This window comes from Lacibacterium aquatile (assembly GCF_042683105.1).
Classification (GTDB): domain Bacteria; phylum Pseudomonadota; class Alphaproteobacteria; order Elsterales; family Elsteraceae; genus Lacibacterium; species Lacibacterium aquatile.
In genome coordinates, this window is the sequence record NZ_JBHUIP010000016.1 from 368,233 (window position 1) to 391,047 (window position 22,815).

General features: G+C 62.6%; 25 protein-coding genes. 12 read left to right on the plus strand and 13 right to left on the minus strand.

Annotated elements, in window-relative coordinates; genetic code table 11:
• Positions 1-7 precede the first annotated feature (7 nt).
• From ugpE to ugpB, 3 genes are all read right to left on the minus strand, one after another.
• Positions 8-856: a sn-glycerol-3-phosphate ABC transporter permease UgpE gene (gene ugpE / locus ACFSM5_RS21315; RefSeq protein ID WP_379878815.1), complete on the minus strand. Its 849-nt coding sequence runs from the start codon at positions 854-856 to the stop codon at positions 8-10.
• Positions 856-1,740, minus strand: coding sequence for a sn-glycerol-3-phosphate ABC transporter permease UgpA (ugpA, locus tag ACFSM5_RS21320; RefSeq protein WP_379878817.1), 885 nt, complete (start codon positions 1,738-1,740; stop codon positions 856-858). The genes ugpE and ugpA overlap by 1 nt, the downstream gene beginning before the upstream one ends.
• A gap of 113 nt (positions 1,741-1,853) precedes the next feature.
• Positions 1,854-3,164 carry a sn-glycerol-3-phosphate ABC transporter substrate-binding protein UgpB gene (gene ugpB / locus ACFSM5_RS21325; RefSeq protein WP_379878819.1) on the minus strand — a complete coding sequence of 437 codons (1,311 nt, stop codon included), beginning with the start codon at positions 3,162-3,164 and terminating at the stop codon, positions 1,854-1,856.
• 93 nt (positions 3,165-3,257) lie between these two features.
• Here ugpB and ACFSM5_RS21330 point away from each other — a divergent pair, with 93 nt between their 5' ends.
• Genes ACFSM5_RS21330 through ACFSM5_RS21350 form a run of 5 tightly spaced genes read left to right on the plus strand, consistent with a single transcriptional unit; the run spans position 3,258 to position 7,643 of the window.
• Complete coding sequence (locus ACFSM5_RS21330) at positions 3,258-3,980, plus strand: M48 family metallopeptidase (RefSeq protein ID WP_379878821.1); 723 nt, start codon at positions 3,258-3,260, stop codon at positions 3,978-3,980.
• Positions 3,973-5,193, plus strand: a complete 1,221-nt coding sequence (locus tag ACFSM5_RS21335; RefSeq protein WP_379878823.1) for a multidrug effflux MFS transporter — start codon at positions 3,973-3,975, stop codon at positions 5,191-5,193. Before ACFSM5_RS21330 ends, ACFSM5_RS21335 begins: the two co-directional genes overlap by 8 nt.
• Complete coding sequence (gene tsaD / locus ACFSM5_RS21340; RefSeq protein WP_379878825.1) at positions 5,193-6,224, plus strand: tRNA (adenosine(37)-N6)-threonylcarbamoyltransferase complex transferase subunit TsaD; 1,032 nt, start codon at positions 5,193-5,195, stop codon at positions 6,222-6,224. The genes ACFSM5_RS21335 and tsaD overlap by 1 nt, the downstream gene beginning before the upstream one ends.
• A complete protein-coding gene (locus tag ACFSM5_RS21345) occupies positions 6,221-7,213 on the plus strand; it encodes an NAD(P)H-dependent glycerol-3-phosphate dehydrogenase (protein WP_379878828.1) in 993 nt (330 codons plus the stop codon). Before tsaD ends, ACFSM5_RS21345 begins: the two co-directional genes overlap by 4 nt.
• A gap of 16 nt (positions 7,214-7,229) precedes the next feature.
• Positions 7,230-7,643, plus strand: a complete 414-nt coding sequence (locus tag ACFSM5_RS21350) for an EVE domain-containing protein (protein ID WP_379878830.1) — start codon at positions 7,230-7,232, stop codon at positions 7,641-7,643.
• A 130-nt stretch (positions 7,644-7,773) separates the two neighbouring features.
• Here the strand turns inward: ACFSM5_RS21350 and ACFSM5_RS21355 are convergent, their stop codons facing one another.
• Positions 7,774-8,400: a LysE family translocator gene (locus tag ACFSM5_RS21355; protein ID WP_379878832.1), complete on the minus strand. Its 627-nt coding sequence runs from the start codon at positions 8,398-8,400 to the stop codon at positions 7,774-7,776.
• A 126-nt stretch (positions 8,401-8,526) separates the two neighbouring features.
• Here ACFSM5_RS21355 and ACFSM5_RS21360 point away from each other — a divergent pair, with 126 nt between their 5' ends.
• Both ACFSM5_RS21360 and ACFSM5_RS21365 read left to right on the plus strand, forming a co-directional pair.
• Positions 8,527-9,195 carry a sulfite oxidase-like oxidoreductase gene (locus ACFSM5_RS21360; RefSeq protein ID WP_379878834.1) on the plus strand — a complete coding sequence of 223 codons (669 nt, stop codon included), beginning with the start codon at positions 8,527-8,529 and terminating at the stop codon, positions 9,193-9,195.
• 28 nt (positions 9,196-9,223) lie between these two features.
• Positions 9,224-9,682, plus strand: coding sequence for a tetratricopeptide repeat protein (locus ACFSM5_RS21365; RefSeq protein ID WP_379878836.1), 459 nt, complete (start codon positions 9,224-9,226; stop codon positions 9,680-9,682).
• Positions 9,683-9,805: 123 nt separating this feature from the next.
• Here the strand turns inward: ACFSM5_RS21365 and ACFSM5_RS21370 are convergent, their stop codons facing one another.
• The 6 genes from ACFSM5_RS21370 to fsa all read right to left on the minus strand — a co-directional run bounded on the left by ACFSM5_RS21370 (position 9,806) and on the right by fsa (position 13,848).
• A complete protein-coding gene (locus tag ACFSM5_RS21370) occupies positions 9,806-10,000 on the minus strand; it encodes a hypothetical protein (protein WP_379878838.1) in 195 nt (64 codons plus the stop codon).
• Positions 9,997-10,959, minus strand: coding sequence for a tyrosine recombinase XerC (locus ACFSM5_RS21375; protein WP_379878840.1), 963 nt, complete (start codon positions 10,957-10,959; stop codon positions 9,997-9,999). The genes ACFSM5_RS21370 and ACFSM5_RS21375 overlap by 4 nt, the downstream gene beginning before the upstream one ends.
• Positions 10,960-11,005: 46 nt before the next feature.
• Positions 11,006-11,638, minus strand: coding sequence for a hypothetical protein (locus ACFSM5_RS21380; protein ID WP_379878842.1), 633 nt, complete (start codon positions 11,636-11,638; stop codon positions 11,006-11,008).
• A 76-nt stretch (positions 11,639-11,714) separates the two neighbouring features.
• Positions 11,715-12,338 carry a hypothetical protein gene (locus tag ACFSM5_RS21385; protein WP_379878844.1) on the minus strand — a complete coding sequence of 208 codons (624 nt, stop codon included), beginning with the start codon at positions 12,336-12,338 and terminating at the stop codon, positions 11,715-11,717.
• Between the two features lie 100 nt (positions 12,339-12,438).
• Positions 12,439-13,173, minus strand: a complete 735-nt coding sequence (locus ACFSM5_RS21390) for a DUF484 family protein (RefSeq protein ID WP_379878846.1) — start codon at positions 13,171-13,173, stop codon at positions 12,439-12,441.
• A 21-nt stretch (positions 13,174-13,194) separates the two neighbouring features.
• A complete protein-coding gene (gene fsa, locus ACFSM5_RS21395) occupies positions 13,195-13,848 on the minus strand; it encodes a fructose-6-phosphate aldolase (RefSeq protein ID WP_379878848.1) in 654 nt (217 codons plus the stop codon).
• A gap of 97 nt (positions 13,849-13,945) precedes the next feature.
• Here fsa and ACFSM5_RS21400 point away from each other — a divergent pair, with 97 nt between their 5' ends.
• The gene (locus ACFSM5_RS21400) at positions 13,946-16,153 is read left to right on the plus strand and encodes a primosomal protein N' (protein ID WP_379878850.1); all 2,208 of its coding nucleotides are present in this window, start codon (positions 13,946-13,948) and stop codon (positions 16,151-16,153) included.
• On the opposite strand, the gene ACFSM5_RS21405 is transcribed toward ACFSM5_RS21400, so the two are convergent.
• The 3 genes from ACFSM5_RS21405 to ACFSM5_RS21415 form a co-directional block, all read right to left on the minus strand.
• Positions 16,086-16,463, minus strand: coding sequence for a hypothetical protein (locus ACFSM5_RS21405; RefSeq protein WP_379878852.1), 378 nt, complete (start codon positions 16,461-16,463; stop codon positions 16,086-16,088). The two genes, ACFSM5_RS21400 and ACFSM5_RS21405, sit on opposite strands and share 68 nt — an antisense overlap.
• Positions 16,460-17,107: an alpha/beta hydrolase gene (locus tag ACFSM5_RS21410; RefSeq protein WP_379878854.1), complete on the minus strand. Its 648-nt coding sequence runs from the start codon at positions 17,105-17,107 to the stop codon at positions 16,460-16,462. The genes ACFSM5_RS21405 and ACFSM5_RS21410 overlap by 4 nt, the downstream gene beginning before the upstream one ends.
• Before the next feature lie 145 nt (positions 17,108-17,252).
• Positions 17,253-18,011, minus strand: a complete 759-nt coding sequence (locus tag ACFSM5_RS21415; RefSeq protein WP_379878856.1) for a hypothetical protein — start codon at positions 18,009-18,011, stop codon at positions 17,253-17,255.
• A gap of 309 nt (positions 18,012-18,320) precedes the next feature.
• Here ACFSM5_RS21415 and ACFSM5_RS21420 point away from each other — a divergent pair, with 309 nt between their 5' ends.
• The 4 genes from ACFSM5_RS21420 to atpD all read left to right on the plus strand — a co-directional run bounded on the left by ACFSM5_RS21420 (position 18,321) and on the right by atpD (position 22,804).
• Positions 18,321-18,872: a F0F1 ATP synthase subunit delta gene (locus tag ACFSM5_RS21420; protein WP_379878859.1), complete on the plus strand. Its 552-nt coding sequence runs from the start codon at positions 18,321-18,323 to the stop codon at positions 18,870-18,872.
• The gene (atpA, locus tag ACFSM5_RS21425) at positions 18,872-20,401 is read left to right on the plus strand and encodes a F0F1 ATP synthase subunit alpha (protein ID WP_379878861.1); all 1,530 of its coding nucleotides are present in this window, start codon (positions 18,872-18,874) and stop codon (positions 20,399-20,401) included. Before ACFSM5_RS21420 ends, atpA begins: the two co-directional genes overlap by 1 nt.
• A gap of 37 nt (positions 20,402-20,438) precedes the next feature.
• The gene (locus ACFSM5_RS21430) at positions 20,439-21,317 is read left to right on the plus strand and encodes a F0F1 ATP synthase subunit gamma (protein WP_379878863.1); all 879 of its coding nucleotides are present in this window, start codon (positions 20,439-20,441) and stop codon (positions 21,315-21,317) included.
• A 62-nt stretch (positions 21,318-21,379) separates the two neighbouring features.
• A complete protein-coding gene (atpD, locus tag ACFSM5_RS21435) occupies positions 21,380-22,804 on the plus strand; it encodes a F0F1 ATP synthase subunit beta (protein ID WP_379878866.1) in 1,425 nt (474 codons plus the stop codon).
• Positions 22,805-22,815 lie beyond the last annotated feature (11 nt).

Here is a 22,815-nt window from a genome sequence, read left to right on the forward strand (position 1 = left end):
GGGTGCGTTATTTCTCGTTGTCGACCAGGCCCTTGACGAACCAGCGCTGCATGAAGATCACCACCAGCACAGGCGGGATCATCGCCAGCATCGTCGTGGCCATGACGACGCCCCAGTCGGTGATGCTGTCATTGTCGGCCATCATCTTGCGGATGCCGATGACGATGGTTTCCATCTCGCCCTTGGTCGTGATCAGCAGCGGCCAGAGGTACTGGTTCCAGCCATAGATGAACTGAATGACGAAGAGGGCGGCGATGTTCGTCTTCGAGAGCGGGATCACCACGTCCTTGAAGAAGCGGAACGGCCCGGCGCCATCGATCTTGGCGGCTTCCACCAGTTCGTTCGGCAGGGTCATGAAGAACTGCCGGAACAGCAGCGTCCCGGTCGCCGAAGCGATCAGCGGCAGCGACAGACCGGTGTAGGTATCCAGCAGGGCGAGATCGCTGATGACCTTGTAGGTCGGCAGGATGCGCACTTCGACCGGCAGCATCAGGGTCAGGAAGATCAGCCAGAACCAAACCATGCGCAGCGGCAGGGCGAAGAAGATGATCGCGTAGGCGGCCAGCAGCGACAGGAAGATCTTGCCGCAGGCGATCAGCATCGCGACCACGGCCGAATTTAGCATCATCTTCCAGGCGGCGTTATTGGAGGTGCCGGTGGCGCCCTGGGTAAGGGCGGTCCAGTAGTTGTGAGCGACCGAGTCGCCTGGCACCAGCGAGATGGCGCCGACCATGATCTGCTGGGTGCTCTGGGTCGACGCCATCAGGGTGACGAAGACGGGGAACACGATGATAAGGACACCCAGCCACAGGACGGCATGGGCAAGGACGGTCAGCCAGCGGCGATTCTCGACCATTAGTAGTGGACCTTCCGCTCGACATATTTGAACTGGACGACGGTCAGGCCGATCACCAGCACCATCAGCACGACGGACTGGGCCGCCGAACCGCCGATATCAAGACCGACGACGCCATCGTGATAGACCTTGTAGACCAGGATTTCGGTCGACTTGGCAGGACCGCCACGGGTCACCGCATGGATCACGCCGAAGGTCTCGAAGAAGGCATAGACGATGTTCACGACCAGCAGGAAGAAGCCGGTCGGCGACAGCAGCGGGAAGACGATGTCGCGGAAGCGCTTGAACGGGCCTGCGCCATCGATGGCTGCGGCTTCGATCAGCGACTTGGGGATCGCCTGGAGCCCTGCGAGGAAGAAGATGAAGTTGTAGGAGATCTGCTTCCAGGCGGCGGCGAAGACCACGAGGCCGAAAGCCTGATCGCCTTTCAGAATGTAGTTCCAGCCCCAACCGGCCAGCACCATTTCCTTGCCCAGCACGCCGATGGTCGGGTGGAAGACATACATCCACATCACGCCTGCGATGGCGGGGGCAACGGCATAGGGCCAGAGAATAAGGGTCTGATAGAAACGTCCGCTGGTCCGGGCGACGCGCATGGTCGCAACCGCGAGCAGCAGGGCAACCGACAGCGAAATGACGGACACCAGGGTGCCGTAGATCATGCTGCGGACGAAGCTTTCGACGTATTCTTTCTGCCCGAAGAGCTGAGTGAAATTCTCGAGCCCGACGAATTCGGAGAAACCGCCAAACGGATCTTCAAGGAACAGCGATTGCTGAACGGCCTGCCCGGCGGGCCAGTAGAAGAAGATCAGGCAGATTGCGACCTGCGGAGCCACGAACAGCAGCGGCAGCAATCGGCTGGAATAAACGACGCGGCGTTGCATGCCTTGCCTCGAAGCCTTTTAGGCAAAAGGGGTCAAAGAAAACCGCCGCGCCGTTGCCGACGCGGCGGAGTGTGTTCGGCCAGAGTTACCTCTAACCCGAGTTTAGTTAAGGTTTAGCGATTGGCAGTGCGCTCAAAGCGACGCAGTTCGTCGTTCGACTTGGCAACCGCATTGTCCAGGGCCTGCTGCATGGTCTGCTTGCCGGCGAAAGCGCCTTCGACTTCATCCATGATCAGGTCGCGGACTTTGGCGAGGTTGCCGAAGCGGACGCCCATCGAATTTTCGGTCGGGGCCTTGTTCAGCAGTTCCTTCACCGGGGTCTCGCGGGCCGGGTTCTTGTCGTAGAAGCCCGACTTCTTGGTTTCTTCGTAAGCAGCCAGGGTGATCGGCAGATAGCCGGTCTTCTGGTGGTTCACTACCTGCACCGGCAGGGTCGAGAGGTAGCTGAAGAACTTGGCAACGCCCTTATATTCCTCGGGCTTCTTGCCGCCCATGGTCCAGAGGGTCGCGCCGCCGATGATCGAGTTCTGCGGAGCACCGGCAACGTCCGGATAGTACGGCAGGAAGCCGGTACCGTAGTTCAGGCCAGCCTTGTCGAGGGTGCCGGTGGTGCCCGACGAGCCCTGCATCATGCCGCATTCGCCCGACAGGAACTTAGCTTCCGGCTGGGTGGTACGACCGCCGTAGACGAACACATTGTCCTTCTGCAGCTGGTTCAGGGTGTCGAGATGCTTCACGATCAACGGGTTGTTGAACTTGAATTCGGTGTCGAAGCCCTTGAAGCCGTTGGCCTGGGTTCCGTAGGGGATGTTGTGCCATGCCGAAACCTGTTCCATCTGGGTCCAGGTCATCCAGGCAACGGTGAAACCGCAGTTGGCAGCGCCGGTTTCACGGATCTTCTTGGCGGCGGCGAACCATTCCGGCCAGGTTGCCGGGGCCTTTTCGGGGTCGAGGCCGGCCTTCTTGAAGATGTCTTTGTTGTAGTAGGAGATGGAGGTCGAGCTGTTGTAGGGCATCGACAGCATCTTGCCGTCAGCGGTCGAGTAGTAGGCGGCGATCGAGGGCATGTAGCTCTTCGGATCGAACTTTTCGCCTGCTTCGGCCATGACTTCGAAGACCGGCTTCACTGCACCCTTCGCGCCCATCATGGTCGCGGTGCCGACTTCGAACACCTGGGCGATGTGCGGAGCATTACCGGCGCGGTAAGCCGCGATCAGCTGGTTCAGCAGTTCGTCGTAGCTGTTCTTGAAGACAGGAACGACCTTATAGTCTGCCTGCGAGGCATTGAATTCGGTGACCAGTTCGTTGACGCGGTCGTTGTTCGCACCGGTCATGGCATGCCACCATTGGATTTCCATCGGGGCAGCATGGGCGGTACCAGCCATAAGGGCGGCGACGGCAACGGCGGACGTGAGAATACGCATCGTTTTCCTCCAAGTTTCGGGCGACCCAGCTTGACTACGCGGGTTCTGTTTCAGTTTTGTGACTCTCCTACCATTGTTTCGTGACGAAGGTCGATGCTTTTTTTTTCGCGCAAACCGAAGATCAATACGAAAGTCCCGAAGGTCGAATTTTCGGTTGGCGAAATAACGATCCTTGTGCGTCGTCTTGCGACAGCGCGGCGCCTCAGCTTGCGCGTCAAGAGTGTCGATAGCGCAATCCTGACGGCGCCGCCGCGGGTTTCGCTGCGCGAAATCAAGGCCTTTACCGAAAGCCAAAAGGAATGGATCGAGGCCGCGGCGGCGCGTGTGGGCGCTGCAGCTAATCCGTTCGCGCCCGATGCCCGGATCGACGTGGCGGGCAGCCCGCTCCTGCTCGTCCATCGGCCCGAGGGTCGGGGGGTTAAGCGCGTCGATGATCGATTGGAGGTCGGGGGCGGGATCGAGCACTTCGGGCGCCGGGTAACCGACTACCTTAAGAAGCTCGCGCGCGAAACCCTATCCGAACGCACCCGCGTCTATGCGCAACTGGCGGGGGTCACGGTGAAACAGGTTTCTGTGCGCGATACCCGCTCGCGCTGGGGCAGTTGCAGCGCCAAGGGAGCCATTTCCTATTCCTGGCGCCTCATCCTGGCGCCGCCCGCCGTCCTCGATTATGTTGCCGCGCACGAGGTGGCCCATCGGCTGGAGATGAATCATTCTCCGCGCTTCTGGGCCGTGGTCGAGCGCCTTTATCCCGATTACGGTCCGCCGCAGCGCTGGCTGAAAACCCAAGGGTCGAGTTTGCATCGTTATGGCTGATGTCACCGCCACTCCGGCCAAGCCCGACCGGGGGCTGCTTGTTCTCCTCACACTGCTGGTCGCCATTGGTCCGCTCTCGACCGACATGTATCTGGCGTCGCTGCCGGGGCTGGGTATCTATTTCTCGGCCGGGCCTGAGCGGGTGCAGCTGACGCTGTCGGTCTTTCTGGTCGGCTTTGCGGTCAGTCAGCTGATCTACGGCCCGCTGGCAGACAGGTTCGGGCGCCGCCCCGTGATCCTCGGTGGGTTGGTGCTGTTTGCCCTGGCGACGGCGGCCTGTGCTTTTGCTCCTTCGCTGGAGCTGCTGATCGCGGCGCGGCTGGCCCAGGCCATCGGCGGCTGCGCGGGGCCGGTTCTGGGCCGCGCCGTGGTGCGCGACATCTACACCAAGGAGGAGGCCGCCCGCGCGCTCGCCCTCTTGGGGGCCGCCATGTCGGCCGCCCCGGCTTTGGCGCCGGTGCTAGGCGGTGTGCTCGAAGCACATTTCGGCTGGCGGGCGAATTTTGTCGTGCTGACCGTCTTTGCCGTAGCAGTCGTCAGTCTTGTCTGGCTAAGGCTGCCGGAAACCAACAAACGTCTCGACCCAGCTGCGACCAGCCTCAAGGGTCTGGTGCGCAACTACGGCGGCCTGATCACCAACCGCAGCTTCCTGTCCTATGCGGCAGCAATCGGCTTTGGTTACAGCACGTTGTTCTGCTTCATCTCCGGCTCCAGCCTCGTGCTGATCAGCGGGCTTGGCTTGCCGCCTGATCTTTACGGTTTCTGTTTCATGGCCTGTGTCGGCGGCTATCTGACAGGCACGCTGACGACGGCGCGTCTTGCCCGGAGGGTTGGGGTGGAGAGGTTGGTGGTTGCCGGGCTTGCCATCAGCGCCATCGGTCTGGGGCTGGGATTGCTCTATGCCTTGATCCGACCGGATGTGTCGCAAGGTGTGGCGGTCGTGGGTATTCTGATACCGGCGATGATCGGCATGCTTGGCGTGGGGGTCATGCTTGCAAATGCCATGGCTGGGCTTTTGAGCCCCTTTCCCCATATGGCAGGGACGGCAGCGGCGCTGTCGGGCTTTCTGCAGATGGCGGTCGCCAGCGGGATCGGTATCCTGGTCGCGGGCGCCTATGACGGCAGCGAGCGGCCGATGATGGCGGGCATGGCGATCTGCGCGACCCTGGGGCTGTGCTTGCATCTCGCCCTGCGGCCCCGTAAGGAGACGTGATGCATATTCTGGGGATCGAGACGAGCTGCGATGAGACCGCCGCTGCCGTTGTGGCGGCGGACGGGACGATTCTGTCCAACGTGGTTTTCAGCCAGCTCGACGAACATACCCCCTATGGCGGTGTGGTGCCGGAGATCGCGGCGCGCGCCCATCTCGACCATATCGAAGCCGTGGTGAAGGCCGCCCTCGATCAAAGCGGGATCGGCTGGGACAGGATTGATGCCGTCGCGGCGACCACCGGCCCCGGCCTGATCGGCGGGGTGATCGTGGGAGCAACGGTCGCCAAGGCGCTGGCGATGGTGCAGGACAAGCCCTTCGTGGCGGTCAATCATCTGGAAGGCCATGCGCTCACCTGTCGCCTGACCGACGATGTGGCGTTCCCCTATCTGCTGCTGCTGGTATCGGGTGGCCATTCGCAGATCCTGATCGTCGGGGGCGTGGGACGTTATAAGCGCCTGGGCAGCACCATCGACGACGCGGTGGGCGAGGCGTTCGACAAGACCGCCAAGATGCTCGGCCTCGGCTTTCCCGGCGGTCCGGCCGTGGAGCAGGCGGCAAAGTCCGGCGATCCGACCCGCTTCGATCTGCCGCGCCCGCTGATGGGGCGCCCCGGCGCCGATTTCTCCTTCTCCGGCCTTAAGACCGCCGTGCGCAACACGGTCGAACGGTTGCCCGATCCGATCACGGATCAGGATCTGGCCGATGTCGCTGCCTCCTTCCAGGCCGCCGTTGCCGATGTGCTCGCTGACCGCATGAAAAATGCCATTGCCGAGTTCCGCGCCGCGCATCCCGAGGGCGATACGTTGGTCATCGCCGGGGGCGTTGCCGCCAATCAGGCGATCCGCGCCCGGCTGTCGACCCTGACCGATAAACTTAATATGCGCACCGTTGCGCCGCCCCTGAAGCTCTGCACCGACAATGGCGCCATGATCGCCTGGGCAGGGTTGGAGCGCTTCCGCCTGGGCAAAAGCGACGGCTTCGATGCCGTCTGCCGCCCGCGCTGGCCCCTCGACACGATGGAGCCGGCATGACCATCGCGATTCTCGGGGCAGGCGCCTGGGGCATCGCGCTGGCTCAGTCCCAGGCCCGTGCAGGGCGCCCAGTACTGCTGTGGGGCCGGGCAGGTGCCGAGCTGGATAGCCTGAAGGCCACGCGGCAATCGCGCCGTCTGCCCGGTCGCACGCTGCTGGATGGCATCGAGGTCACGGATGACTTCAACCGGCTGTCGGAAGCCGAAGCGGCGCTGCTGCTGGCCGTCCCCAGTGCGGCGCTGCCCGCCCTGGCCGTGCGGCTTGCGATGTTGCCGGGCAAGGCGCCGCTGGTGCTCTGCGCCAAGGGGTTTGCCGCGAACGGTCGTCTCGGGACGCTGGCCCTGGCGGAAAGCCTGCCGGGCCGCAGTATTGCGGTACTCTCCGGCCCCTCTTTCGCGGCCGAGGTGATGGATGGCAAGCCGACCGCGCTCGTCATCGCCCATGATAAGGCCGGACAGGCCGAGCGCCTGATGCAGACCCTGGCCGCGCCGGGCCTGCGGCCCTATGCCTCCACCGATACCGTCGGCGTGCAGGCGGGCGGGGCGTTGAAGAATGTGCTGGCGATTGCCTGCGGTATCTGTGATGGGCTGCAACTGGGCGATAATGCGCGGGCGGCCTTGGTGACCAGGGGCCTTGGCGAACTGACGCGCCTCGGCATGGCGCTCGGCGGCAAGGCGGAGACGATGGCGGGCCTCGCGGGGCTGGGCGATCTGATTCTGACCGCGACCAGCGGGCAGAGCCGCAACTATGCCCTGGGGCGACGGCTGGGGGCAGGCGAGACGCTGGATGCCGCCCTGGCCCAGTCGGCTGGTGTAGCGGAAGGGGCAAGCGCGGCGGGTCTGGCGGCGGCGCAGGCCATCCGTCTGGGTCTCGATTGCCCGATCATCGCCACCGTGGACGCCGTTTTGAATCGCGCTGCCCCCATCGGGGCGGCAGTAGAAAGCCTGCTGACGCGTCCGCTGCGCGCCGAAGTTATTTCGATACTGTAACGAACGAGGTCTGCCGATGGCCTATTGGCTCGTCAAATCCGAACCCTTCAAATACGCCTGGGACAAGATGGTCGCGGATAAGCGCACTCATTGGGATGGCGTCCGCAATTATCAGGCATCCAATAACCTCAAGGCGATGAAGATCGGCGACCGCTGTTTCTTCTATCATTCGAACGAAGGGCTCGCGATTGTCGGCATCGTCGAAGTGGTGAAGGAATATTATCCCGACGACAGCGACCCGGCGGGCAGGTTCGGCATGGTCGATGTGGCCGCCGTCGCGCCGATGCCGAACCCCGTGACCCTGGCCCAGATCAAGGGCGATCCGCGCTTTGCCGAACTCGGCCTCGTGCGCCAGTCGCGCCTGTCGGTCAGCGGCGTGTCCGATGAGGCCTGGGCGCAGATCTGCGAACTGGGCGGGTATAAGGGCTAACCGTTTTTCTGTCATCCCGGCCCCCGAGCCGGGATCTCGGGTAGACGAACTGCGTCGATGCGGCTGAGGGTTGAGCTACGCGGTGTGGCTACACAAGATCCCGGATCAAGTCCGGGATGACAAAACCCACTTAAACAAAAAACAGGCTCGCCAAGGTCCCTGCGCCAAAGACCAGGAGCAGGCCGCCTGACAGATGGTGCAGCCAGACGAGATTGCGGTGGGTGCCGACCCAGGATCGCAATCCAGTGGCGATGCTGGCCAATCCCAACCACCAGATGGCGCAGCCCAGTGCGATACCGACCGCCAGCACGGCGGTTCCGGCCGTGCTCATATCGTGGCTGACGATGTCGAAGGCGGCAAAAATACCGGTGAAGGCAAAGATGGTGATCGGGTTGGTGATGGTCAGGGCGAAGGCCGACAGCAAGGCCGCGATTAACCCCCCGGCACCATCGGTGACCTCTTTGTTTTCGGTCTTGCGCCAGGTGAGGGCACCCAGGATCAGCATGAAAAGCCCGCCGATCACGCGCAGGGCGTTCTGATGGTCCAGCAGCAGCCCCGAGACGGCGGCGACACCGAAGGCGGCCAGCGATCCGAAGATCGTATCCGCGATCACGGCGCCAAGTCCCGTCGCCAGCGCGACCGCGAAACCGCCGATCAAGGCCCGGCGAATGCAGAGCACCGCGACCGGCCCGACGGGGGCGGCGACGGCGATGCCGATCAGCAGGCCTTTGAGGAAGAGCGTCAGGAACGGAGACATTGGGGCAATCGATAGCGAATTGCAGGCAGGCGGCACAAGCTGGAAAACTGCATGGCTTTCCTTGGCGCATCCGGCCTCCTATTTTTGCAGTATCCATTTTGGGCAGATGAGAGAAGGCCACGGGCCATGAGTGACGACACCAGCCTCTTTGGCAAACTGAAGACCAAGCTGATCGAGCGCAAGCAGGAGTGGGCGCGCGAAGGCCGTCATCTGACCGGCCATCTGGGCGACCGCAGCCGCGACCGCCTGCCGCCTGGCCAGCATGAAGTGCGCACCTGGCCGGTTCTGGATCTGGGCATCCAGCCGAAGATCCCGATGGAGAAGTTCCAGCTGACCGTGGACGGGCTTGTGGAGACTCCCATCGTCTGGGACTGGCAGGCGCTGATGGATCAGCCGCCTGCGACCTTTATCTCCGACATCCATTGCGTCACGGCCTGGTCGCGCTACGACAATCGCTGGGACGGGGTGGCGGTCAGCCATCTTCTGTCCGTCGTGAAGCCTAAACCCGAGGCGAACCATGTGGTCCTACACAGCCACGACGGCTACACGACCAATCTGACGGTTGCGAATTTCTCGGCCCCCGATGTGATCCTGGCCCATTCCTGGGAAGGGGAGCCGCTGACGTCCGAACATGGCGGGCCGGTCCGTCTGGTCGTGCCGCAGTTCTACTTCTGGAAATCCTCGAAATGGCTGAAGCGGATCGAGTTCGTGGCCGTGGACAAGCCCGGTTATTGGGAAGTCCGGGGCTATCATAATGAGGGTGACCCCTGGAACGAGGACCGCTACGGTCGTTGATGGGTCTTTGACGGCAAGGAAGCAGACGATGAAGGTAGTAGCGGCAGCCCTGGTGGCGGTGGTCCTGGCAGGCGTGCCCGGGGCGGGTTTTGCGATGGGTGCCGTTGGTCAACCGACCCCGGCCAAGGAAGGCTCGACCGAACAGGGCAGCCAGCTTGCCAAGGACGGCAAGTTCAAGGAGGCCATCGCCGTGCTGACGGGCGTGGTTGAAAAGACCCCGACCGATGTCGAAGCCCATAATATGCTGGGCTTCAGCTATCGCAGCCTGAAGGATTATCCGATGGCGGCGACCCATTATCGGGCCGCCCTCTCGCTCGACCCCCGCCACAAAGGCGCGCTGAACTATTATGGCGAGCTGTTCTTGTCGACCGGCGATCTGACGTCGGCGCAGGAAATGCTGGACCGCCTCGTCCAGGTCTGCCCGTCAGGCTGCGCGGAGCGTGACGAGCTGGCGGCGCATCTGGCGAAGGCTAAGGGCGCGAGCTGATTTTCATTTTGTAGAGGTCGTCATCCCGCACTTGATGCGGGATCTCTCTTGGGTGGTTCCGCCTCGGATAGACCCCGTATCAAGTGCGGGGTGACGAAATGGAAGGGGGAGCCGCCTATGCCCTCAATCCGGACCCCAGTCATTGGCGAAATTGACATAGTCGGTGCGCAGACGGGCCAAGGCTTTGCCTGCGCTGACCAGGGCGTTGCGGGCGTCTTCGGACAGGTTTTCCTCATTCTCCAGGCGGATGAGGCAGCGACGCAGTTCCAGCATCAATTGGCCCTTCTGGCCGTAGGTCAGGGCAACGGGATCGGTCACGCATGTTTCCTTGCTCGGGGATGGGCGGATTGGTGCACCGCCTTCAGGCGGGCAGCATCCACCTCGGTATAGCGCTGGGTGGTTGAGAGTGACGCATGGCCCAGCAGTTCCTGAATGGCGCGCAGATCCCCGCCCGACCGCAGCAGATGGGTCGCAAAACTATGGCGCAGGGCATGGGGCGTCGTGCTGTCGGGTAGGGCAAGGGCAACCCGCAGCCGCCGCACTTGCCGCTGGACGACACCGGGATTGAGCGGTCCGCCGCGCGCGCCGACAAACAGCGGCCCCGCCGGATCGAGCGGATGTGGGCAAGCGGCGAGATACTCCGACACCGCCTCCCGCACGATGGGAAGGACAGGGACGATGCGCTCCTTGTTGCCTTTGCCGCGCACACGCAGGGCGTCGTCGGTCGGGGCCTGGGCGCGGGTCAGGCTCAACGCCTCGCCCAAACGCAGCCCGCAGCCATAGAGCAAGGTCATGAGCGCCAGATCGCGCTGGCCGATCCAGGGTTCGTCGGAAATATCGGCAATCGCGGCCAAACCATCGGCAGCTTCGGTAACCGTCAAAGCCTTGGGCGCCGTCTTGGGCAGACGCGGCGTGCGCACGCCCGCCATCACGGCATTGGTCAGTTTCCCGCGCGCCGTCAGAAACTTGAAGAAACTGCGTAAGGCCGATAGCTGCCGCGCGACCGAGGTGCGGGCGATCCCCTGCCCCTGGCGCATGGCCAGGAACGCGCGAATATCGGCAACCCGCAGCGCTTCAAGCGCCGCGATATCCGGCAGTTGACCCAGATGCTCGCCTAGGAAGGCACAGAAGGTCGCCAGATCCCGCCCATAACCATCAAGCGTATGGCTCGACACCCGCCGTTCACCTTTCAGGTGACCAAGGAAATCCCGAATGCCGCTCCCCAGATCGTCGGCGGCATTGAAAGGCAGGGTCAGCGGATCTGTCGAGGCAGGCATGGAGCCAGGATAGCCTCCCTTGCTCCACTTCGCCAATGCTTGCAGCCTAAAACTTATCGGCGGCAGCCTTGTTGCGTTCATTCATCAGTAGTTTCAGCCCGTCGATATTTGTGAAGACGACGGTCATTTCTTCACCCGATAAAGTGAAGACCGCAATGCGATCCGATGGTTTCAACCGCGCGGCGACATTCTGTGCCGAGGTGTTGGCCGGATCTCGAGTAATGCCTGTCGCCAGTACAGCTGTCAGGTCGTTGTTATAGATCGCGGTGTTGATGGCCTTGGCGAAGGATTCTTGCTTGCCGCCGTTGGCAAAGAAAGCGATGGCGTCGATCTCATTTTGGGAATCGCGCAGGGTGAGCGGAATAAACTGGTTTTTGACCAGAGCCGCCAGCACCAGGTCGGCGTCGTCGCTGGGATCGAATGTCAGATGAACACCGACCAGCTTATTGGCGTCATCGAAGCCAATTTCGCCCTCCACTTCGATCTGGGCGAAGGTGTCTCTGAAGCTGAGCGTGCCGTCCTTATTTGGTTGGAATTTGCCAGTCTTCAGTAGCTCTGCGCGAGGCTGCCCATACCAGAGGTCGCGATAGACTTTCGGCAGATCGGCAGCCGAGACGGATAGGGAAAGCAAGGCGGCGCCTAGAAGGGTGAGCAAAAACCTGGGCATGGCAAACCTCACGGGCATTCATCAATGGGTTTAAGTATCAATAGTAGATGATTTTATAAGATTTCAATTAAAAGCATTTTCGATGCTGCTAGGCCCGATGCCGCAGCACATCCATCGCCCAGAAATGCGCGGCGAGCAGGGTAGCGGCGATGGTGGTGGCGGAGATCGACTGCACCGGGTCGGTCAGCAGCGTGTCGACGCAGCTATAGTCCAGCAGCACATCGACAAGGCTATAGACCTTGATCACCAGACAGCCCCCGAAGGCCCAGGCGAGCCAGCGGTGTTTCCGGCCCGGCAGGCTTAGGAACACGACGGTATTGAGAAGACAGAAAAGGATATGGCCGGGGATCACGGCGGCGGCCAGCGACACGTAACAGGGTGTCGTGAGATGCTGGAAAATGAGGAAACCGGCGGCGATCAGCGCCGACATCCCCTGCAGCGCGGCAAACAGGATGCGCCGTTCCGGCCGCGCCACGGCATAGAGAAAAGCGGCATAGCCGATATTGATCAGGCTAAGCCCAAGCACCAGACTGACCCAGGGGCTCAGGATCATCTTCAGCATCAAAAGAACGGTGCCGGTGATGATCATGAAAATCGACAGCCGATAAGGCCGGCGATAGTTCTGCAACCCGCCATGGGGCGCGATGATCAGAAAAGCAAACCCGAAGATGCTCAGGATCATCAGCAGAACGTAAATGATCGCTGCCAGCACGGATTGGCCCTCGCAAACCGAAGATTGACACGGCGAGGATCTAGCTTAGAGCAGTCTTGTCATAAAAGCGCTAAGGGAACGTGGCTGCTATTCCGAAGCCTTATTCCGGCAGGTCCAGCCACGCGCGCAGGGTCAGTTCGATGGTCTGGGCCAGGAAGGCGATCAGTTCGGTGCCCTGACCCGGATGGAAGATGCCGGGGCGGCGGGCGCCCAGGGCCAGCAGGGCGGGCGGGGCGCCTTCGCCGATCTTCATGCGGATCAGCGCGTCGGAGCGGACAAGCCCGGATGCAGCTTCCCCGAAGATCCGCACATCACCCGAAATGTCCGAGCGCAGCAGGATCTCCTCGTCCCCCATCAGTTCGCTGACGGTGCCGGGCGCGAGGATCATGACGGAGGAGGTGGCCGAAACGCCGGGTTCTTCATCCGGGCGGCTGGCCTCGACCCCGAAGCCGACGGCGTCGACATCCAGGATGGGGGCCAGTTCTTCGGTGATGATCTGGACAAACGTCTCGAAGCTGCGCGCGCCGATCAGCGAGATGACGGCGGTATGCACACGCCCCTGGCTGACGAGGTTGTTGCGGCTGGTCGCGATCAGCTTGCGCTGGGTCAGCTTGAGGCGCGAGACATCGGCGCGCAGGCGGTCGACGATCAGGGCCTGCAGGTCCACGACCCCATTGCCAAGCTGGCGGGGCGGTGGCTTCAGAACGCCCAGCAGATCCGGGTGTTCGATCAGAAAATCGGGATGCCGACGCAGATAGGCAGCGACGGCCGCTGGGGTGAGAGGTTCGTCGGTGCCGCCCTGCTTGGGAGGCTTGCCGGTGCCCTGACGCTCCATGCTGCCGTCGCTCCTGCTTTTCTAGAGAATCGACTGGCCGGTCTTGGCCCAATCTTTGAGGAAGGCGTCGAGGCCCTTGTCGGTCAGCGGATGCTGATACATCTGCCACAGAACCTTCGGCGGCAGGGTCGCGACATCGGCGCCCAGCTTGGCGGCAGCGACCACATGGTTGGGGCCGCGGACCGAGGCGACCAGGATTTCGGTGCCGTAGGTGTAATTGGAATAGAGCTCGACCATATCGGCGATCAGTTCCATGCCGTCCTGGCCGATGTCATCGAGGCGACCGACGAAGGGCGAGATGAACGCAGCACCGGCCTTGGCGGCCAGCAGGGCCTGGGCGGCCGAGAAGCAGAGGGTCACATTGACCATGGTGCCTTCGTCGGACAGGATCTTGCAGACCTTGAGGCCATCGACGGTCAGCGGCACCTTGACGGTGACGTTTTCGGCCAGACCCGCGAGGTACTTGCCTTCCTTCAGCATGGTCTCGAAATCGGTCGACACCACTTCGGCCGACACGGGACCTTCGACGATGTCGCAGATTTCCTTGATCACGTCGGCGATCTTGCGGCCCGACTGGGCGATCAGCGACGGGTTGGTGGTGACGCCGTCGATCAGGCCGGTCGGGACCAGCTTTTTGATCTCTGCAACGTCTGCGGTATCGATAAAGAACTTCATGATGGAGCCCGTGCTTTCTTCTAGACCGTTTGCCAGGGGGCAAGCTTTGGCCGATAAAGCCGCTCCCACCCTTCACTCATTTTCGCGACATTAGCGCATGCCTGCCGCCGCCGTCACCCTCCAGCCGACAGAACCCGTCACGCGCGTGTCGGTCCTGCTGCCGTTGCCATTGGCCGGACCCTATACCTATGCCGTGCCCGAAGGGGAAGAGGTCTCTTTGGGCAGCGTGATTTCTGTGCCCTTCGGCAAGCGGGTTTTGCCCGGTGTCATCTGGGATACGCCACCGGATGCGGCGGTCCCGGCCCTTAAGTTAAAAGAGATCGGGTTACCGTTCGATGTCCCGCCGATGACGGGGGAGATGCGGCGTTTTATCGATTGGGTGGCGGGCTATACCCTCACCCCCCAGGGCGCGGTGCTGCGCATGGCGCTGTCGGTTCCCGCCGCCCTTGAAGCCCCCAGCCCGACCGAAGTTCTGGCCGCCAGTGGTCTGCAACTGCCCGGCAAGTTGACGGCGGCCCGGCAGAAGGTGCTGGAGGTTCTGAAGGAAGGCCCGGCCCAGACCTCTGCCGCCCTAGCCGAGCTGGCGGGTGTTTCCACCAGCGTCGTGAAAACCATGGTGAAGGCAGGGCTGTTGACGCCCCATGCGCTGCCGGAGTTTGCTTTTAGCCCCCGCCAGCCAGATCCCGGCTTTGCCGTCCCCACCTTCTCGCCCGAACAGCAGGAGGTTGCCGATACCGTGGTGGCGGCGGTGGAGGCGGAGAGTTTCGCAGTCAGTCTGCTGGATGGCGTGACCGGGTCGGGCAAGACCGAGGTGTATTTCGCCGCCATTGCCGCAGCCTTGCAGGCGGGCAAACAGGTACTGGTCCTGCTGCCGGAAATCGCCCTTTCCGCCCAATGGCTGTCGCGCTTTGAAGGCCGGTTCGGCGTGAAACCGCAGATCTGGCATTCGGAAATCGGCCCGGTTGCACGGCGCAAAGCCTGGCGCCGGATCGCCTATGGTCAGGTGCCGGTGGTGGTGGGCGCGCGGTCGGCCCTGTTCCTGCCGCTCAATAACCTGGGCCTGATCGTCGTCGACGAAGAACATGAAGGCAGCTTCAAGCAGGAGGACGGCGTCCTCTATCAGGCGCGCGACATGGCGGTGGTACGGGCGCAGTTCGCCAAGGTGCCGATCATCCTCGCTTCCGCCACGCCGTCGCTGGAAAGCCTCGCGAATGTGGAGGCCGGTCGCTATACGCGATTAGAACTCGGCAGCCGTCACGGCCCCGCGGGCATGCCGGAGATCCAGGCCATCGATCTGCGCAAGGATCCGCCGCCCCGTGGCCGCTGGATCGCGCCGGGGCTGGAGCGGGCGGTGACGCAGACGCTGGAGGCGGGGGAGCAGGCGATGCTGTTCCTCAATCGCCGGGGCTATGCGCCGCTGACCCTCTGCCGGACCTGCGGCCATCGTTTCGCCTGTCCGAACTGTTCAAGCTGGCTGGTGGAGCATCGCGCCCGCCAGCGCCTGATCTGCCATCACTGCGGCCATACTGAAGCCGTACCGCCTGCTTGTCCTTCCTGCGCCGATACCGGCTCCCTCGTCCCCTGCGGGCCGGGCGTGGAGCGGTTGGCGGAGGAAGCGCAACTGCTCTGGCCCGACGCGCGCCTCGCCATCATGTCCTCCGACATGCTCGGCAGCCCGGAGAAGGCGGAGGCGCTGGTATCGGCCGTGCAAGCGCGGGAGGTCGATATCCTGATCGGCACCGCCATGATGGCAAAGGGTCACCACTTCCCGCATCTGACCCTGGTCGGTGTGGTCGATGCCGATCTGGGCCTTGGCGGCGGCGACCTGCGGGCGGGCGAGCGGACGTTCCAGCTGCTGCATCAGGTCTCCGGTCGCGCAGGCCGTGCCGAACATCCTGGCCGCGTCCTTCTGCAGACGGCTGCGGTGGAGCATCCGGTGCTCCAGGCCCTGCTGGCGGGCGACCGCGACGGCTTCATCGCGCAAGAGATGGAGGAGCGGCGCTACCACGGTATGCCACCCTATGGGCGTCTGGCCGCCATTATCGTCTCCGCCCCCGATGCCGGGGTGGCCGATACACTGGCGCGGGCCCTGGCGCGGGCGGCGCCCCGGATGGACGATCTGCTGGTGCTGGGTCCTGCGCCTGCCCCGCTGGCCCTGCTGCGCGGCATGCACCGCCGTCGCCTGCTGGTGAAGGCCCCGCGCGCTCTGAAGCTCCAGCCGATCCTGGCCGACTGGCTCAGCGCGGTCCCCATCCCCAATGCCGCACGGGTGGCGGTGGATATCGATCCCTATAGCTTTTTGTGATCAGGATTGCGGCCATGGCCAGGGCGTAAAAGGCGATCAGCGAATAGGCGGCTGTCACGATGAAGGCCATGGGTAACAGCAACCGACGCTCTCCCAGCCAAAGGCCGATCCCCCAGACGGCGAGGCCGGGTGCGAGGGGCAGCAGGCAAGTGATATCCATCACGTAGGGATAGACGGTGCCCAGGCGATAGTTATCGATCCAATGGGCCTCCATCATCAGCGGCGACCGCATCATGGCGATATAGAGGATCGCCAGCAGCCCAGCCCAGACGGCTCCCGTCCATTGCAGACTGTCGCCAATCCCCTTCATCGCAGGCCCATTTCGTAAAGCTGGCGGGCGAGGGCGCGTCGTCGTTCCTGACCTGTTGGCCCAGCGGCCGTGTACCAGAAGTGACCGTCCTGACGGATCAGCGACAGGACAAACTCGATGCTATTGAGCGGGCCACCCAAGGCCAGCAGATCGGTGACGCCCATGCCGTCATGGATCTTGTCGCCCAGATTGCCGAGGTCGATCAGATGGACCTTGCCGATCCAGGGATTGTTGAAAAGCCTCTCCAGTTTTTTCTGGCTGATGGGGGAGGCGATCAACACGAGGTGATCGACCTTGCTGCCCAGCGTGGTCGCCACCTCAGCGGCGACGAGCGAGCCATAGGAATAGCCGATCAGATTGAGCTGGGCTCCGTCGGTCCCGAAAGCTCCCCGATCCCCGATGTCTACGCCCCCGGATCTACCCAAGCGATGGGCAAGGACGCCCCAGGTGGCATCGATCAACATATCGGCTGACAAGAGATCGTGAGACCAGCGTTGACGGTCTGCTTTGAAAGCGTGGGTCATGCCGACCTCGACCAGGGCCGAAATCATGCCATCGATATAGCTGCCTTCCATTCCCGAACCACCGAAGAAGTAGGTGCCCTTGCGCGGAATGAACTGCGGCGGTGGAGGCGGCCTATTCAAATTCGGCGGGGGCGGTCGATGCCATTCAGGTGGAGACCTCGGGCCTGGGGGATCCAACGCCCAGGCCCAGTCAGGAAGAACTCCCAAAAAGATGGCAGCGATCAGGCAGAATCGAAACATCGGGCGAGATTAAGCTTAGCGTTCTTTACCCGCCATACTTGCGCGCCAATGCCTCGGCGGCACCGTCGTAGGCTTGTTTCTTCAGCAGGGCGACCTGCTCCTGGTCCGAGGCGGCCCGGCTGCGCGAGCTGCTTAAGGCTTCATCGGTGAAGGCGGACGGGGCGAAGGTTTCCCACTGGCCGGTGCGGGTGTCGATGACCGCCATATTGAGACGGATCCGCATGGTCTGGAATTGGTCGGGAATGCTGGCGCCGACGAAGGGGACCCAGGAAACTGCCTTGGTGGCGCCGCTCTGGGTGCCGGCTTCGAGCAGGCCCCAATAGACGATGATCGTCTCATATCCGCCCTTGGCGGCGGCGAGGCGGAAGAGCTTGGCATACTGGTCCTTGGGCAGGGTCTGGACGACCTTCTGATCGGCGCCCGCCGGGAAGGCGGGCACACCGGAGAAGGTTGCCACGCTGTAGGATCTCTCCAACGCGGCGACCATGTCGCTGTCGGGGATGGCGGCACCCGACTGCACCAGCATGATCGAGGAGCCTTTCTTGACCTGGATCGGCTTTCTGGCCGCCATCGCCCGGGCGATATCCTCCTCGGTGATCGGGCGGTCGAGGTCGACGCCCAGGATGTCATAGGGCGATAGTTCGCCCTTATAGGCATAGGCGCTGGCGGTGTAGCTGCTGCCCTCGCCCTTGTATCCGCTGTCGGAGATCGAGCGGGTGGAGCAGGCGGCGAGCACCAGCAGGGCACTCGAAACGGCGAGGAGCCGAAGGGTCGGGATGAACATGGCGCGGTTTAACCTTGAACGGGGCGATATCGCAGCATTTGACGGGAATTCAGGCGGAAATATGCGCGCATGCCGTGTTTTCCGGGCGAACGGGGCGAGACGCTTTGTCCCATGTTCAAAATACCACGCCGAATCGGCGCCCGGCTTGTTGCGCCACCGGGATCGCTGTGGTAGAGAGGCCGCGCCGTGCGTCGGGAAGGATCCCGTTTGCGCTCGGCACCATTTTGGCCGAACTCCGCCGGCGACGTTTAGAGGGCTCCAAATCAGGGGCAAAAACGGCGCCGCGGACTTGATGTGAGGACCGACAGGGTGGCGACACAGAAGACCGGGCTTGCCGAACGGTATGCCGTGGCCCTCTACGATCTCGCCGACGGCGCCAAGGCGCTGGATGCGGTGGCAGGAGATCTGAAGGCGCTGGGACAGGCGATTGTTGAGGTTCCCGATTTGGCTCGGGTGCTGAACAGCCCGGTCCTGTCGCGTGCCGATCAGTCCAAAGCAATTGCAGCGGTGCTGGAAAAGTCGGGCGCGCATGAGTTGACGCGCCGCTTTATCGGCGTCATTGCCCAGAACCGCCGTCTGGCGGCTCTGACTGAAATCAGCAAGGCCTTCCTGGCGCTGCTCGCTCAAAAGCGTGGCGAAGTGTTGGCCGAAGTTGTGGCGGCCCAGCCCCTTACCGACGCGCAGGTCGAGAAGGTCAAGGACGCTCTTAAAGGAACATACGGCTCGAAGGTCGTTGTCGACGTAAAGGTCGATGCAGGCTTGATCGGCGGGCTTATCGTCAAGGTCGGTTCGAAATTGATCGACCATTCGTTGAAAACCAAGTTGATGCGCCTGCAGCTCGCGATGAAGGGAGTTGGTTGATGGATATCCGTGCTGCCGAAATCTCGGCCATTCTGAAAGACCAGATCGCGGGCTTCGGCGCCGCGGCCGAGGTGGCTGAAGTCGGCCAAGTTCTCTCCGTCGGTGACGGTATCGCGCGCGTCTACGGCCTCGATAAGGTCCAGGCCGGTGAGCTGGTCGAATTCCCGAACGGCGTCAAGGGTATGGCGCTGAACCTCGAAGCCGACAACGTCGGTGTCGTGCTGTTCGGTGACGACCGTGAAATCCGCGAAGGCGACACCGTGAAGCGCACCGGCGCCATCGTCGACGTTCCCGTCGGCAAGGGCATGCTGGGTCGCGTTGTCGACGGTCTGGGCAACCCGATCGACGGTAAGGGTCCGCTGACCGATGTGACCCGCGCCCTCGTCGAGCGCAAGGCTCCCGGCGTTATTCCGCGTAAGTCGGTTTCCGAGCCGATGCAGACCGGCCTCAAGGCCGTCGACAGCCTGGTGCCGGTTGGCCGTGGCCAGCGCGAACTGATCATCGGCGATCGTCAGACCGGCAAGACCGCCGTCGCGATCGACACGATCATCAACCAGAAGAAGCTGAACGAAGGCTCGGACGAGTCGAAGAAGCTCTATTGCATCTATGTCGCCGTCGGCCAGAAGCGCTCGACCGTTGCGCAGATCGTGAAGACGCTGACCGACTACGGCGCGATGGATTACACCACCGTCGTCGCCGCGACCGCCTCGGATCCGGCTCCGCTGCAGTTCCTGGCCCCCTACACCGGTTCGGCCATCGGCGAATTCTTCCGCGACAACGGCATGCATGCCGTCATCATCTATGACGATCTGTCGAAGCAGGCCGTTGCCTATCGTCAGATGTCGCTGCTGCTCCGTCGTCCGCCGGGCCGTGAAGCTTATCCGGGCGATGTGTTCTATCTGCACTCCCGCCTGCTGGAACGTTCGGCGAAGATGAACGACGCCAACGGCAATGGCTCGCTGACGGCGCTGCCGATCATCGAAACCCAGGCTGGTGACGTGTCGGCCTACATCCCGACCAACGTGATCTCGATCACCGACGGCCAGATCTTCCTGGAAACGGAACTCTTCTATAAGGGCATCCGTCCGGCGATCAACGTCGGTCTGTCGGTCAGCCGCGTTGGCTCTGCCGCTCAGATCAAGGCGATGAAGCAGGTTGCCGGTCGCATTAAGATGGAACTCGCGCAGTACCGCGAAATGGCTGCCTTCGCTCAGTTCGCGTCGGATCTGGACCCGGCAACCCAGCGTCTGCTGGCCCGTGGTGCCCGTCTGACCGAGCTGCTGAAGCAGCCGCAGTTCGACCCGATGCCCGTTGAAGAGCAGGTTGCCTCGATCTTCGCCGGTGTCCGCGGTTACCTCGATAAGGTTGCCGTGAACCAGGTTACCCGCTTCGAGAAGGCGTTCCGCGCCGAACTCAAGGCGAATGCCTCGGACATCCTGGACTCGATCCGCGACAAGCGCGAAATCACCAAGGAAACGGACGAAAAGCTGAGCGCTTTCCTCGACCAGTTCTCCAAGTCCTTCGCCTAAGCGGTAAGAGACCGGATAACGGAAAGACGAGAGCGCCATGCCCAGCTTGAAGGACTTACGGCTGCGGATTCGTAGCGTTAAGTCGACCCAGAAGATCACTTCGGCCATGAAGATGGTCGCGGCGGCTAAGCTCCGCCGCGCCCAGGAACAGGCCGAAGCCGCCCGCCCCTATGCCGAGCGCATGGAGCGGATGATCGCCACGCTTGGCGCGCGCGTCTCTTCCGACGCGCCGGCCCTGCTGGCGGGGAACGGTAAGAACCAGACGGTCCTGTTGATCGTCGCCTCGGCCGATCGCGGCCTGTGCGGCGGTTTCAACACCAATATCGCCCGTGACGCGCGTGCTTTTGCCCGTCAGCTCAAGGGCGAGGGCAAGACCGTCAAGATCCTTTACGTCGGTCGCAAGGCCCGCGATCTGCTGCGCAAGGAATTCGCAGCCGATCAGGTCGGCTTTGTCGAACTGGCGGGCAAGAAGGGTGTCGGCTTTGCCGATGCCGACGCTATCGCCGTAACGGCTCGCGACATGTTCGCGCGCGGTGAAATCGACAGCGCTTACATCATCTATGCAAAGTTCAAGTCGGCGATCAGCCAGATCCTGACGCGTCAGCAGATCATTCCGGCCCCGCTGCCGGAAGTTCAGGCCGACGCTTCGGCCTCGGGTGGTGCGCTGTACGAGTACGAGCCGAGCGAAGAAGAAATTCTGGAAGCCGTGTTGCCGAAGAATCTGTCGATTCAGGTGTTCCGCGCGCTTCTCGAGAATGTCGCTTCCGAGCAGGGTTCGCGCATGACGGCGATGGACAATGCAACCCGCAACGCGGGCGATATGATCAACCGCCTGACCCTGAACTACAACCGCAGCCGCCAAGCGCACATCACCAAGGAGCTGATCGAAATCATCTCCGGTGCCGAAGCGGTCTAAGGCTGGCGCGACGGTTCTAAGGTCAAGCACAGAGATTTCTCCTAGGAGAACGGAGTATTCCAATGGCGAAGAATAATGTTGGTAAGGTCGCACAGGTCATCGGCGCTGTTGTCGACGTCAGCTTTGACGGCGAACTGCCCGCGATCCTCAATGCGCTGGAACTGAAGAACGGCGACAACAAGCTGATCCTCGAAGTCGCTCAGCATCTGGGCGAGCGCACCGTGCGCGCCATCGCCATGGACACGACCGACGGTCTGGTCCGCGGCACCGAAGTTGTCGATCTCGGCGCCCCGATCTCGGTTCCGGTCGGTCCGGAAACCCTCGGCCGCATTCTGAACGTCATCGGCGAGCCGATCGACGAGCGCGGCCCGGTCAATGCCAAGAAGACTGCCCCGATCCATCGTGGCGCCCCGAGCTACACCGATCAGGCGACCGAAGCCCAGATCCTCGTCACCGGCATTAAGGTCATCGATCTGCTGGCCCCCTACCTGAAGGGCGGCAAGATCGGCCTCTTCGGCGGTGCGGGTGTCGGCAAGACGGTTACCATTCAGGAACTGATCAACAACGTCGCCAAGGGCCACGGCGGTTATTCCGTGTTCGCAGGCGTTGGCGAGCGTTCGCGTGAAGGTAACGACCTCTATCACGAAATGATCGACTCCGGGATCATCAAGACCGACGGCGGCGAGTCGAAGGTTGCCCTGGTCTACGGTCAGATGAACGAGCCGCCCGGCGCCCGTGCCCGTGTCGCTCTGTCGGGTCTGACCCTGGCGGAATACTTCCGCGATGAAGAAGGCCAGGACGTGCTGTTCTTCGTCGATAACATCTTCCGCTTCACCCAGGCCGGTGCCGAAGTGTCGGCGCTGCTGGGCCGTATCCCGTCGGCCGTGGGTTATCAGCCGACCCTGTCGACCGACATGGGCGCGCTGCAGGAACGCATCACCTCGACCAAGAAGGGTTCGATCACCTCGGTCCAGGCCGTCTACGTGCCTGCCGACGATTTGACCGATCCGGCGCCTGCCACTTCGTTCGCCCATCTGGACGCCACCACCGTTCTGTCGCGTCAGATTGCCGAAATGGCGATCTTCCCGGCCGTCGATCCGCTGGACTCCACCTCGCGTGCGCTCGATCCGCGCATCGTCGGTGAAGAGCACTATCAGGTCGCCCGCGACGTGCAGCGCGTTCTGCAGAGCTACAAGTCGCTGCAGGACATCATCGCGATCCTGGGCATGGACGAACTGTCCGAAGAGGACAAGCAGGTCGTCTCGCGCGCTCGTAAGATCCAGCGCTTCCTGTCGCAGCCGTTCCACGTTGCTGAAATCTTCACCGGTACGCCTGGCGTGTTCGTGAAGCTGGAAGACAGCATCCGTGGCTTCAAGGGCATCGTCGACGGCAAGTACGACGATCTGCCGGAAGCCGCCTTCTACATGGTCGGCACCATCGAAGAAGCCGTCGAAAAGGCAAAGCGTCTGGCGGCTGAAGCAGCGTAACGCTGCTTCGA